Raw genomic sequence first — 12,633 nt, forward strand, 5'->3', positions numbered from 1 at the left:
CGCCATGCTGACGGTCAACGGGCTCAAGCGCCTGCACATCTCCGTGTCATTCGACTTGCAGGACGGCGAATGCGTCGCCCTGCAAGGGCCTTCCGGGGTCGGGAAGACCTTGTTGCTTCGCTCCATCGCGGATCTCGATCCCAACGAGGGAACGGTCAAGCTGGACGGAACGCTGAGGGAAGCGATGCCCGCCCCCGCCTGGCGAAAGCGAGTGACCTACCTCGCCGCCGAGCCCGGGTGGTGGTCCGACATCGTGCAGGAACACTTCGCGGTCTGGGACGATGCTCTACCTCTGGTCACACGCTTGGGGCTACCGGACAACTGCGGACCTTGGCCGATCCCAAGACTTTCGACCGGCGAGAGACAGCGATTGGGGCTTGTGCGGGCGCTCATGCTGCGATCGCGCGTGCTTCTGCTGGACGAGCCAACCTCGGCGCTCGACTCCGCATCCGCCACGGCCGTGGAATCCTTGATAGCCGAACGCATTGCGGATGGAACGAGCGTCGTTTGGAGCACCCACGACAACGCTCAAGCCCGCCGCATCGGGTCAAGGATTTTTGCGATGAGGCCCGACGGCGGCATCGAGGAAAGCCAGCCGTGACCTACATCCAGCTTTCGTATGGCGATCTGGTCCTACCCGCGCTCCTTGTCGTCATGGACGGCGTCTTCTCGCTTGTTCTCCGCCTCAAGCTTGAGAAGCAACTGGCCATTGCGACCGTGCGCATGGTGGTCCAGCTCGTCCTCGTCGGATACGTGCTGACCTTCCTGTTTGCCGCAGTGTCGCCGCTCTGGACCGCTCTCGCCGCCCTGATCATGGTCCTCTTCGCCTCGCGGGAGATCGTCGCGCGGCAGAAGCGGCGCCTTCCGGGCGTTTGGAAGTACGGTCTGGGCGCCGGATGCACGCTGCTCGCCGCCGGTACCGTCACAATGTTCGCGCTCCTGACGGAGCTACGCCCCGATCCCTGGTATCATCCGCGCTATGCGCTGCCTTTGCTGGGCATGATGCTGGGCAACACCATGACCGGAATAAGCCTGGGCCTAGACGTGCTCACGAACAGCCTGGTGCGCGAACGAGCCGCGGTAGAAGCTTGTCTTGCGCTGGGCGGTACTCGACACCAAGCCCTGCTGCCTGTAGTACGGGACGCGTTGAGAAGCGGATTCATGCCGATCATGAACAGCATGGCGGCGATCGGCGTTGTTTCTTTGCCAGGGATGATGACCGGTCAAATCCTCGCGGGCGTCGAACCAGTAGACGCCGTTAAATATCAGCTCTTAATCATGTTCTTGATCGCCGGTGGAACAGGATTGGGAACCCTGGCTGCAGTGATGGGGGGCGCTCGCCTGCTCACCGATCACCGACATCGATTACGCCTCGATCGAATTCCCGCTGAAAAGTCCGCTTAAAAGCGCCGGTCATTCTCCCTGCCTATTGCGCTTCGCCGTAGGTGATTTGATCGAACAGCGTCACGCTATCGGCTTTAGTCCACAGTCCGATCCTGCCGGCACCGGCGAAGGTTGAATCCTCGACCTCGAACAGTTGTTTGCCATTGAAGGAGACGCGGAAGCGCGAGCCGCTGAAGTCGATACGCAGGCTGTGCCAGGTGTCGGCCGGAACCTTGACATTGGTTCCGTATCCTCCCTTGCGGCCGACGATGTCGAGCGGGCTTCGGACGCCGTGACGGTCTTGTAGGGAACGACGTTGTCCTCGAGGGCATTGGCCCGGGTCACGTAGTAGTTGTTCGCGTCCTTTGCCCGCCAGACGATACCGGCGGCGCGGTCCTGCGATCCCGCGACGGCCTTGAATTTGATCTCGACAAAGCCGTCCTTGATGCTGCTGTCGTTCTTCAGCAGCAGCGGGTACGTCGCCCGGCCGGATTGCTTGAGCACCTTCGATCTAGACGGCGCCGTCTCGTCGCTTTCGACCGTCCATTTTGGGTCGCCCGATCCCGTGAGGGTCGAGGTCCAGCCCTCGGGGGCGGCGCCCGTCTGCGTGCTCTCGAAGCCGATCACATGATTCGACATGTCACTCACTCCAACGAAGAAAAGCATGGTTGCGATGATGGCGCTGCAGCGTTGAAGGTGAGGCATTGGGCTGGTCCCCGCGCTATCGGGCCGACCGGGTCACTCGAAGAGTTTCACGGGGCCCTTGATTGCCTTCCAAGCGTAATGTCCGCCCGCCATATAGCGGGCATCAAATCCCGCCTTGCGTAGTGCCGAAGCCGTCTGACACCCGATGTGGAAGCCGTAGACGCAGAACGTGACGACGGGTTCGGTCTTCGACAGGGTACCAATCCAGTCGTCGAGCCGTTCGGGATCGCGCCATACGGCTCCGTCCATGATGTCCTGGGCTTTCGCGGTGTAGTGCTTCGGGCGCGTATCGATGATCTGAACCGGCGTCCCCAACTTCATCATCTCCCGGACTTCCTCAACGGAGATCGCTGGCACGTCGCCAAACTCCTTTTGCTCGAGCGGGCGCGGAGGCGCGACCTTGATGGCATCCTCATAACGCTGCTTCACGGCGGACCAATCGATGTTGCGCATGAAGGCCGCGATGTAGGCGCCGGCGTTCGCGCCGAATTCCAGGTGGAAAGCGTGCTCGTACATATCGAGGGCGAGGATCGGGACGCCGCCAGCGATGCTTTGACTGTGTTCCGACGCGATCTGATTGATGAGCCGTCCGTCGCGCGGAACGTAGGTCAGCAGCACCCAGCCCGAGCCGCCGGCCAGTGCGGACGCGATGCCGACGAACTCCTGGCGCCAGCGATCCACCGATCCGAAATCCTTTGCGATGGCGCTTGCGAGGTCGTCCGGCACCACGCGTCCGTCGCCGCCGAGGCTCGCAAAATAGAATTCGTGCAGAAGCGTCGAGTTGAGCGCGACAATCTCGTCGCGCTTCAGCCGGGCGAGGGTCGGGTTGGGGGCGTCGCCGAGATCGAGGAGCTCGATCTCCTCAGAAATGATGTTCAAGCGATTGAGGGCCCCGCCGTAGTTGTTTTCGTAGTGGCTTTCAATGAGGCGAGCGGAGATCCCGTTCAACGTCCAGGGACGACAGTGAAGCGGTGCCAGTTGGTAGCGCATCGTAAACTCCTTTGGTCGTCTGGGTTTCCAGCTAATGGAGGGATGAGACTTGGAGGCTTTCGAACAGGGTCGTGCTGTCGGCCTGGGTCCAAAGGCCGACCTTGCCGGGTGGGCCCGGAAATCTTCTGTCGGTCGCGACAAAAAGCTCCTTGCCGTCGAAAAATACCGTGAAGCGGTCCTCGCTCGCCGCGATACCAAGTGTATGCCGCGCCTCGCCCGACACGCCGATGTCCATGCTTCCGAGCACCTCGCGCCGTCCGGCGGCGATGCGGTACAGGGTGACGCTATTCTCGATCGCGTCAGCGCGTACGGCGTAGTGGTCGTCAGGCGATCTGAACCGAACGACCAGACCGGCCGCGGGGTCGTTCTTGCCGTTGGTCAGGAAGCGCGTCGACACGTAGACGTCACGTCCGGAGAAGTGCCGGTAAAAGGCGAACGCTAGGCGGCTTTCGCTTGGCTCGGATGCGGTCCGCGCCAATCCTCGACCGGCGTCGTCATCAATGATCGACCATTTCGGCGGACCCCCGTCGCCTAAGGCGCCAAAATCAAAATCGGCAAGCCGTTCTGACGTATCGAATGTGACCGTATCGGCCGAAGGATGCGATGCCGTCGGTCCACACGCAAACAAGAGCATGCAGATCGGGAGCAGGCAGGGGAAATAGCGCGTCCTCACGGCTTTGCGCTCCCTACGGGAAGCGTTACCGGTTCGGAATGTTGTTCGAAATCGGCAAGCTCCATTGCGCGCAGCGCGATCAGGAATCCGTCGCGTACTTCTGTCTTATTGCGGTAGTAGGCGGCTGAGCACTCGGCAGATTTCGTCAACGCCGTTTGCGGCGGATCGTCATCTGCAGACGTCCGCTCAGAAGCAGACGGCAGAAGAAAGTCATTGGTAGGAATGGGAGGCCAGTTTTCGTCCATGTGTGCAATTCCTCGACAAGTCGAGCGATGCACAGTTCTTGGACCGGAGCCTCAAGGGGAGCCTGCATTTCCCCTAGGCACTTCATAATTCAGCGAGGTGAGAAATGCAATATGCGGCGATCGGCACCGTGATCGCCTGCGGTCGGCGCGGGGATGAGCGCGAACCTCTTGAATATCCTTTCGCGGATTCGTCATGGGAAACCGTTATTCGGCGGCGGCCCAGCCGCGCCAACGCCGGCCTCGCCGGAGGCGCTCTCAGCGGCCCATCAGGGGCTGCCATCACGATAGTGACTGGCAGCGGCAGTCTGAATCCTTCGACGGTAACGGAGACTGTCGTCATCCACGCCTGACAGGAGCTATCGCGGGCGGGATCATCGCGTTGGCCGTCGGCTTCCTTGCAGAAGCGTTCTCGAAGGCCCTCCGAGGGGTTGAGTGTGACCACGTAACCTCTAAAAAGTGTTCTAAGACGGCGACTTCGAACGCCTCGAAATCGACCGAGATTGAAGGCCGAATCGGCCGACCAGGTGGTACACAGCGGTGGTCACAAAACTCGGCCGGGCGTTATAGAAATCCTTATTTTTCGGCGGTTTTCGCGAATTCGCGGCATCGGGGAAGGGAGTCCCACTCTCTCCGCCACTGCCGCGTCCTAACTTCAGACGAGGGGCCATTAGTTGAATGCCGTCGAGGCGATCAGCGCCCCCAGATGCACTGACCGCCGGCAGGATCGGCCGCCCGAGCAGTTGACATCGGAACGCTCTGTAGCCCTCGTTTTCTGCGACGCAGCGGTGCCGGCTTAAGCCCGCAAAAGCGTAGAACGCGGCGCAGCGTCAATAGACGACTCAGCGCCGGCAAAGCGTCACTTGGTACATGATCGGCATTCGCCGGGGCGGTGCCACGGGATCTCGGAATCGCGCCGCCGCGAACCGGGCGGCGAGGCGTTCGGCAACATCGACCAATAGCCCGTCGTCGCCTGCTTGACCTATAATCATCAGACCGCTCGGCAATCCGTCACCGCGCATCTCATTGGGCACTGACAATGCCGGAAAACCGAGATGAGGCGCGAAGTTTACGAACAGGCCGACTGGTGGAAGCGTATGCGGGGTCACGCTCGACCTCGTTGCGCTTGTGGATAGTCGGCGCCGTCGGCAAGGCCAACACTGGCGGCGCGCAGGCTTCTTCCGTCAGACACGACGACGGCGGCGCTTTGGGCGCTTCGGATAGTTGTGACCGTGCTGAAGAATCGCCTCTTCGACTTCCGCCACGCTGATCCGGAAACGTGCTGCAATCTCCTCCGGCTCATCGCCTCGAACGCCCCACATTAATGCAAGAGCCGTAGCGGGCGGCTTCTCGCCTACGACAACGCGAACGACCTCGGGTGACGATACTCTCTTCTCTGTCATTTACTGTACCCTCGTATCATCAATAACTCGGCCAACTGTCGATTGCTTGCGACGGATCTGCCGATCGCCGATCGCCTTAGGAAACTGTACTCCACTGTGGCTAATCAAATGTCTGTTTGGGCAATTCATTTGAAGGTGGTTTCGTGATTGCAGCGATCTCGCGCAACTCGTCCTGCTCGATCCACCGCGCCTGCTTGTCCGGGAGGCCGAGGCGGCGTCCGTACGTCCACGCGGCTGAAACGAGGCGCCTGACGCCGAAAGTCAGAGAGACGAAGCGTTGGGGAAATTCGACGTAGAGGCGAAAGTAGATGTCCAGGCTCGCCGGTCGGTACCCCTCGAAAGCCGTCTTGTATTCGGCTTCGCGGTCAAAGAACTCGAGAACGCGTGCGAGCGCTTCGACAACGTCGTGGCCGGGCCGGATGCCGATCTCAACATCGGCAATGCGCCAAAAGCGCCCGTAAGGTCGTCTGAAGCGGTAGCCGTGAAACTCCGGCTTCAAGTCCCGCATCCACTCGACCGTCTTGACGCTATCCTGGACCGCGTCTGAGCCCAGGATCGCGCAAATCAATGTCGCCGCATCCTTGCGGGACATCGTCGGTGCGTTGCGCCCCCGACCGCCGGCGGTGACGAGCGGCACCCCCTCCTCCTTGGCACCCTTCGCTTCCCGCAGGTTCTTGGCGTGCTGCGCGGTCGAGGTCGGCGGCTTGCCCATGGCCGTCGCGACGCATTCGGCAAGTTGACGAGAATTAACCATCACGAGCGGCTCTTTGACTCTACAGAATTTAATTCTGTAGAAAAGGAACGCGCCCGTCAAGCCGGGCGACCCAAAACCGGAGATCGCATGTCGGACGAAGCGCAGAGATCGAGCCAGGCAAGGCGGAAGCTGTTCGAGACGCAGGGATTTCGCCGCGAGGTGGCCGAACGGCTCAACCTGGACCGGAAGATGGTCAAGGCGGCCATCAACGCGCTCGTCGTCGCCGGAGTGGTGCCATGCACGCGCTCGGACAACGCCGAAGCGCTGGCCATGGACGGAGCATGGCTTCTCTTGGGCATCGGGAGCCAGGTCCGCCCCGACGCGATCGCGCGTGTGACGCCGCGGTTGGCGTCGATGACCCTTCAGATCGACGGCGACAAGCCGCATGGCACGTCGGTGGGCGCGACCTTCGAAGACGAGCTGGCCTCGATCTTCAAGGCGACCTGGACCATGGTGGCGAGCGGCGCGGCGCTGCCCATCCAGGGCGTGGGCCTCCAGTGGAGCGACGGCCGGGGCTCCATCTTGTTCGGCATCATCGACCGCTGGGAGCGCGAAGGACCCCGGCACCGGAAGATTTTCGCCTCGGAGCCCCTGACGCTTCCCCAAGCGCCGGGAGGCCAATGGGACTTCGTCCATCTGATGGATTCCTTCCGCGTGCCGGCGGTCGGAGGCATCTCCTTTTCGCCGATCTCGTTGATCGGCTTCATCGAGCTCCTGGCCGAAGGCGTCGAGGAGACGGCGGCCCACCTATGAGACGACCGGCCGCCGGCGCTGAGGAATCGATCCTGTCCCTGGGCAGCCCCGCTCCCACGTCCCGAAAGTCAGCCTCCCGCCCGGACGAAGTCGCGCGATCGGTGCGAGGGCGGGGGCCGGTCGCGGGGCCAGGCCGGTTACCGTCGACCGACTTGGGGCTCTCGGAGGGAAGCAGCTGCAGGTCGATCCCCGGTCCGATGTGGAGCCGGCCGGCGGGAACGGAAACACCGGGCTCGCCAGTTGCCGGAGAAGCCCTGAGGGCGATAGCGCCGATCCACCCGCTCGGTTGCCGCCTCCCCCATATGGCATCAACTCGCTGCCGAACGGTGCGTCCGAAGCCGCTGGCCGGTCGGCCGGGCATGGCCCTTCAGACCTGTCCGCTCGAGCGGCAACGGCATGGGAGGTGTGACGATCGGGAAAACGCTTTTCGGAACAGCCGCAAATTCAGACCTCGATTTCCGAGCCTCCGCCAAGCCGGAAAGGTTCGGGAATTTTCCGGGAGTCTGCGACCTCCTATTTGCCTCTGTTGGCCTTTTGTTCCCCAATTGGACCGGAAGGGTTGCGGGTTGCCATCATTGCTAAGCCTTTGGTGCACAAGCGTATATTTGGCGCGGGTCGGCGGCCCGCAGAACACCCAAAAAGCCAACGCATTTACAGTGTGGCGCTCTAAGAGCCATTTCAACAACCCGTTATTTTACAAGGGTTTTTTGGATTTTTGGAGGCTGGTTCGGGAGTTTTTCGGGAGTCCGGTGCCGCGGCGGCGCCTCCGCGAGCGCCCCTCCGCCCAACGCCGCGCGGCGCCGAGAAGCCCTCGACGGCGGGCGCGCGCAGAAGTCTCCGCGGCAGGAGAATCCCCGTAACATGGCGACGAAAACGGAGGTGTACGCCGCGGCCGACGCCGAGGCCGAAGTGCGCGGCTCGGCGAAGAAGGTCACCGTGACGGCGGTGTGCCGGCGCTGCGGCGGACGACCGCACGAGATCGAGCCCCTGCTGGCGGGCTGGCGGGCCGAACGCGCGCAGCGCGGCGGGGACCGCCCGCATCCTGCGCCGGCGCCGGCGCCCATCGGCGACTTCCTGATTGGGCGCGCCGAGCGAAAGCGCACCGGCGGAAACGACCGAAACCGGGGCCCTGGGGAGGCGCCCGATCCCGACCCGCCGGCTCCGGTCGGCAGCGGGATGCCGTTGGCGTCGGCGGAAAGCGACTTCCTGGCGGGCCGGCGGATGCGGCGCGCCCGCATGGCCGAGCGCGTGCCCGTGAACGTCCTGCCGCCGGGCATGCCGACGGCGAAGCAGCGCAAGGCGAAGCCCCGGAAGCCGCCGAAACCGGCTTACGTCAGGAAGCGGCCCCCCAAGCCCACCGCGGAGGAGAAGCGGGAGCGGGACGCGCGCATAACGACCCATGTGCTCAGGGCGAGGGAGGAGCGTCTGAACCGGCTCGTCAAACCATCGGACTACCGGGACGCGATCGACCCTCCCGTGGCCAAGGCCGTGGCGCTCGAACTCAGGCGCGCCGGCCGGCCGCTCATGCCCAAACGGCTGATCGACACCGGCAGGGTGCCGTTCGCGACGAACCGGCCCTACCGCGACCTTCCCGTCGCTCTGGCCGGCTCCCGAATCTTTCAAACCGAAAGCGGGTCTTGCTGGTTCGACTACGAACCGGCTCCCACCAAACGCATCGCCGTGAAGCCTCCCGACACCATCACCATCTTCCGGCGCGAGTTCGCCGACTTCCTGTGGGAACGGGCGCTCGCCACCCTCCGGAACGGCCCGATGAGGCGTGCGGCGATCTCGGCCGCGCTGCAACCCGAGATCACATACCTCAATCCGGATTGGCTGCCGCAGCGGCTGAAGCGCGAAGCCAAGGCGAAGACGATCGTGGCGCGTCCAGGGGGCTGGGCGCTGCGAGGCTAGGCCACGCCGGTCGGCCCCGGTCCGTTCCGTCCCCCGACCACCAGATGCAGAGCGTGCTCGCGGGTGCCCGGCGCCGCGCCGGCGTTCGCGGCGGCCCTGTCGAGCTCCGCCTTCGCAAGCCGAGCGCGCGCGCTGCGGCGACGCAGATGCTTGTTGATGCTGGTCCCCTTGACGCCGAGGTACCTCTTGGTCGTCTCGATGTCGACGTGGCCGAGGAAGGCGCGCGCCGCCTCGATGTCCGACCCCTCCTCGTCGTAGACGCGCCGTCCCGCGGTCCGGCGCAGGTCGTGCACGACGAGATCGTCGATGAGTGCCGCGTCGCACGCCTTGCGGAAGCGGTCGATGAGCAGCCGGGGGCTGACGGGGACGAGGTCGCCCGCGTGCCTCGTTTTGCCGTTGAGGGTATTGTCCTTCAGGAGCCGCAGCATGAAGACCCGGTCGTCGGAGGTCACGCCCACGCCCTCGGCCTCATGCATCGCCAAGCGCCGGTAGAGGATCGCCATGGCTTCCTCGGTCAGGTCGACCGTGTGCATGACGGGGTCGCGCTTGTTCGTCTTGAGCGGGAAGGTCACCTCGCAGAGCGACCACTCGATCTGGCCCCAAGTGAGCGTGCACAGCGCCTCCTCGCGCATTCCCGTTTCGAGGTCGAACAGAACCATGTCGGCGAGATCGCGATCCATGACCTTCTCCAGACGCCGCTGTTCTTCGAATTTCAGCTTGCGGTGGCGGACCCCCTCCTTCTCGCGGTCGCTGTCGCCGGGATGGCGGCGCTCGCGGCGGAGATTGAAGGTCGTCTCCCGCATGACCTCGGCGTGGTGGATGATGCGGGGGATGAGGTCGCTGTAGTCGTTGATCCGCTTCGTCCCGTAGGTATTCGGGTCCTTGAGCGGACGGCCCCGCTTGCCGATCCCGGGCGGTCGGATCCCGTCGCGCAGCCTGGTCCGGATGTCGATCCGGTCCTTCGAGGTGATGGTGCTGCACATGCGTTCGGGTCCGACCATCAGGACGATGCGCTCCAGGTCGGCATCGAGCTGTCCCGACTTCTTGGAATGCCGGCCGATGTCGTTCCAATACAGCTCGGCTGCCTGGCTGAAGGTGAGATCGCCCTTCAGCGCCACCGGCGGGCGCGCCGCGCGGGCCGCCAGCACCTCAGCCCGGTGCTCGCGGGCGATCTTTTCGGCCGCACGCCTGTTCCGCGTGTACGTGTTCTTCGAGTGCGTCTTCCCGTCGACGTCGAAGCAGGTCCACCAGAACGAGCTCTTGGCAGGCTTGTACACCCAGGAGGGCGTTTTCCGGCGCTGCCCGGACTTCTTCGACCCACCGGTCTTGGCTTCCTTCAGCTCTCTCGTCGTCATGGACACCTCTCGCATGCCTTCCGTGCCGCAGGGGGCTCCTAAGCCTTTCCCGACCGCCGCGCCGCCTTCCGCTTCGCTCTGCCTTCCAGAAAATCGCTGCCTTCGAGCCGGCGTGTCCGGACGATCTGTTCGGTCCGCCCGGACCCGGGTTCCACCTTCCGGAACGCGCTCTCGTAGAAGGCGAGCACATCCTCCAAGGCGAACTCCCGTCGCACCCTGAGGCGGCCCAAACCGGTCGCGCGGAACCCGATACTACCCGACTTCACGTGGCGACGCAACGATTTCAGGTTCATATTCAACAGCTTAGCCGTGGAGGCAAAATCCAGGGTGGCGCGACCCTCGAATCCGCGCCTGATCACGTCCGCGAGCGAACCTTCGAATCCTTGAGATTTCATCGGGTCCTCCCGCGGGTGAGATCAGATCGAATCTTTGGTGACGAGCGCCCCACGGGCACTCCCGCACGCCGGAAGGCGGCGCCCGACGAAACCACTTTCGAATCCTTGAGGACGCGCCCCCCGATCGCACCGCCGGGGCCAATTGCCAGCCGGATCAGGAGCGATCGGAGTAGCGGTCGTAGGCGTCGAGACGGCGCGCTTCGACTTCGAGATCGTCCCGCCGGTAGATCTCGCGGCGGAGGAAGTCGCTCTCGACCTCGAGGTCGCTTTCGGGCAGGTCGACGAACCATGCGCGCTGCCCGCCGTGCTCGCCGGGATCCCACCGGTATCCCCTGCGCTTCAAGGATTCGCGCAATTCGAACGGAGCCCCGGCGGCGCGGACGCGCCAGCGCGGAGCCCTGGCGGAGGAGAGCAGGACGGCGAGCGCGCGCTGGCCGCTGCGCGGCAGCGGCCTCGACAGCAGCTCGATGCCGGCGAGGCAGTCGTGCACCGCGCGGTGACCCTCGTGGAAGAAGCCGCAGGCCGCCGCCAGATGGACGAGCTTCGTGCCGTCCACGAACCCTTCCTCCCGCCAGGGGATTTCGGCCCACGAGCACGCCCACGGCAGATGCGCGAAGGCGGGGCAGAACCTCTCCGCGAAGCGGCGGTCGAACGAACAGTTGTGGGCGACCACCAGCGCAGCCGTGTCGCCCAGGAACGCCTCGATCTCCGCCGGCTCGATCGCCGCGCCCGCCACCATCGCGTCGGTGATGCCGGTCATGGCCGAGACCTCCGGCGGAATCGGCCGGCCGGGATCGCGGAAGCGGGCGAAGGATTCGTGGACCGCGAAGATGCGCCCGTCGTCGGAATAGTCGAACGGGACCATGGCGATCTCGACGATCTCGTCCGCGACCGGATCGAGACCCGTTGTCTCGAGGTCGATGAACACGGCGCGCCGGGTCGGGGTCCCGTCGGGAGCATGGTAGGCGGCGCGCGGCGCCAGCCGCCGGAGCACGCGGTATCGCCCCGTGGATTCCAGCAGGGCCGCCATGTCCTCCTCGTCCCGCATCGTCGTATCTCCGTCCGCCACCCTCCTCGCCTTCTTGGTCCGCTACGGCAGCCAGACCGTGCGGGACGGATCGCGCGGCGTCCAGCCGCCGGTCGTGTGCGCGCCCGCCAAGACCTTGGCGGCGATGCTCGCGGAGGCGAACTCGATCGCGACGGCCAGCCTGCGCCGGTCCTGGACGCCCGGGATCGGCGACAGCACGCCGGCGGTGAACAATTGGTCGCGGCGCGAGCGCGTCAGGGCGCAGACGCTTCCGTTCGTGGCGGTTCGGACCTCCGACCCGCTGGCGACCACGAACTTGTCGCCCGCCCGGTAACCGCGTGCCCAAAGACCGCCGTACCGGAGCTCGAATTCCGCCGACCCCGCGGGCGTCGTCGCGACGCCGATGGCCATCGGGCCGGAATCGGCGGCATCCGCGCTTTCCTCCGGAGATACCTCTTCGGGTCGCGGCGGCGCCGCCTTGAGCCGTTCAGCCGGATCGAAGATCCTGCAGCCGGCGTCGCGCAGGAGCCTGAGCGCATCGCTGACGATGCGGTCGTGGGTCACGCGCTCGGCGTCGGTCAGGTCCGGCGACGGCGGGTTCGCGCCCTTCCAGACCTCGACCGCGCCGACCTCGAGCGCGAGGCGCGTCAGGCGATATTGCAGATCGACGATGAGCAGCTTGTCGAAGGCGGCGCCGGCGCAGCCGCCGACGACGAAGACGTCCCGGGCGAACGCCTTGGCCGGGTCGGTCGCGTGCTCGGACAGCCGGCGGGAAGGCTTGCGGCTCTCGCCGAAATAGGCCGTGGCGCCGTCGCTCATCACGTAGGCGCTAGGCGTGCCCAGTAGTCCGGCCGACGCGACGCGCGACAGGTCCGACATCGGGAAGGCATGCACGACCACTCTCGTGGCGCGGTCGGAGACCAGACGGTAGCCGCAGATGCCGCCGTACGGGCGGTGGACCAGCGAGGTGGAGGGTCGGTCGATGTCCGTGGTCATGGTCGCTCCTCGTTTGGGAATAGGGGGGCGGCCGGGATCGAGCCGG

13 protein-coding genes are annotated in these 12,633 nt (G+C 64.8%); 4 read left to right on the top strand and 9 right to left on the bottom strand.

All coding sequences use genetic code 11. From position 1 onward, the window contains the following. The first annotated feature begins 4 nt into the window (after positions 1 to 4). The gene (locus BJA_RS40960) at positions 5 to 601 is read left to right on the top strand and encodes an ABC transporter ATP-binding protein (protein ID WP_011090793.1); all 597 of its coding nucleotides are present in this window, start codon (positions 5 to 7) and stop codon (positions 599 to 601) included. After that, positions 598 to 1,404: an ABC transporter permease gene (locus BJA_RS40965; RefSeq protein ID WP_011090794.1), complete on the top strand. Its 807-nt coding sequence runs from the start codon at positions 598 to 600 to the stop codon at positions 1,402 to 1,404. Before BJA_RS40960 ends, BJA_RS40965 begins: the two co-directional genes overlap by 4 nt. A 60-nt stretch (positions 1,405 to 1,464) precedes the next feature. On the opposite strand, the gene BJA_RS40970 is transcribed toward BJA_RS40965, so the two are convergent. The 5 genes from BJA_RS40970 to BJA_RS40990 form a co-directional block, all read right to left on the bottom strand. Further along, on the bottom strand, positions 1,465 to 2,022 hold the full coding sequence (locus BJA_RS40970; RefSeq protein WP_236842155.1) for a hypothetical protein: 558 nt from the start codon (positions 2,020 to 2,022) through the stop codon (positions 1,465 to 1,467). Positions 2,023 to 2,121: 99 nt separating this feature from the next. Beyond that, positions 2,122 to 3,078, bottom strand: a complete 957-nt coding sequence (locus BJA_RS40975) for a Fe-Mn family superoxide dismutase (RefSeq protein ID WP_011090796.1) — start codon at positions 3,076 to 3,078, stop codon at positions 2,122 to 2,124. Between the two features lie 31 nt (positions 3,079 to 3,109). Beyond that, positions 3,110 to 3,751 (bottom strand): hypothetical protein, encoded by a 642-nt coding sequence (locus BJA_RS40980; protein ID WP_011090797.1) that lies wholly within the window; start codon positions 3,749 to 3,751, stop codon positions 3,110 to 3,112. Continuing rightward, positions 3,748 to 3,996, bottom strand: a complete 249-nt coding sequence (locus tag BJA_RS40985; protein ID WP_049831783.1) for a hypothetical protein — start codon at positions 3,994 to 3,996, stop codon at positions 3,748 to 3,750. Before BJA_RS40985 ends, BJA_RS40980 begins: the two co-directional genes overlap by 4 nt. Positions 3,997 to 5,496: 1,500 nt before the next feature. Then, positions 5,497 to 6,150 carry a hypothetical protein gene (locus BJA_RS40990; protein WP_236842287.1) on the bottom strand — a complete coding sequence of 218 codons (654 nt, stop codon included), beginning with the start codon at positions 6,148 to 6,150 and terminating at the stop codon, positions 5,497 to 5,499. A gap of 87 nt (positions 6,151 to 6,237) precedes the next feature. On the opposite strand from BJA_RS40990, the gene BJA_RS40995 reads away from it, so the two are divergent. Both BJA_RS40995 and BJA_RS41000 read left to right on the top strand, forming a co-directional pair. Next, entirely contained in the window at positions 6,238 to 6,903 is a 666-nt protein-coding gene (locus tag BJA_RS40995; RefSeq protein WP_011090802.1) for a hypothetical protein, read from the top strand. Between the two features lie 861 nt (positions 6,904 to 7,764). Then, entirely contained in the window at positions 7,765 to 8,814 is a 1,050-nt protein-coding gene (locus BJA_RS41000) for a hypothetical protein (RefSeq protein ID WP_011090803.1), read from the top strand. Here the strand turns inward: BJA_RS41000 and BJA_RS41005 are convergent. The 4 genes from BJA_RS41005 to BJA_RS41020 form a co-directional block, all read right to left on the bottom strand. After that, on the bottom strand, positions 8,811 to 10,169 hold the full coding sequence (locus tag BJA_RS41005) for a tyrosine-type recombinase/integrase (protein ID WP_063921581.1): 1,359 nt from the start codon (positions 10,167 to 10,169) through the stop codon (positions 8,811 to 8,813). The two genes, BJA_RS41000 and BJA_RS41005, sit on opposite strands and share 4 nt — an antisense overlap. A gap of 38 nt (positions 10,170 to 10,207) precedes the next feature. After that, entirely contained in the window at positions 10,208 to 10,564 is a 357-nt protein-coding gene (locus BJA_RS41010; protein WP_011090805.1) for a hypothetical protein, read from the bottom strand. 154 nt (positions 10,565 to 10,718) lie between these two features. Next, positions 10,719 to 11,633 carry a 3'-5' exonuclease gene (locus tag BJA_RS41015; RefSeq protein ID WP_011090806.1) on the bottom strand — a complete coding sequence of 305 codons (915 nt, stop codon included), beginning with the start codon at positions 11,631 to 11,633 and terminating at the stop codon, positions 10,719 to 10,721. Between the two features lie 21 nt (positions 11,634 to 11,654). After that, entirely contained in the window at positions 11,655 to 12,587 is a 933-nt protein-coding gene (locus BJA_RS41020) for a GIY-YIG nuclease family protein (RefSeq protein ID WP_162494174.1), read from the bottom strand. Positions 12,588 to 12,633: the final 46 nt, after the last annotated feature.

The sequence above is a fragment of the Bradyrhizobium diazoefficiens USDA 110 genome, assembly GCF_000011365.1.
Lineage (GTDB): Bacteria > Pseudomonadota > Alphaproteobacteria > Rhizobiales > Xanthobacteraceae > Bradyrhizobium > Bradyrhizobium diazoefficiens.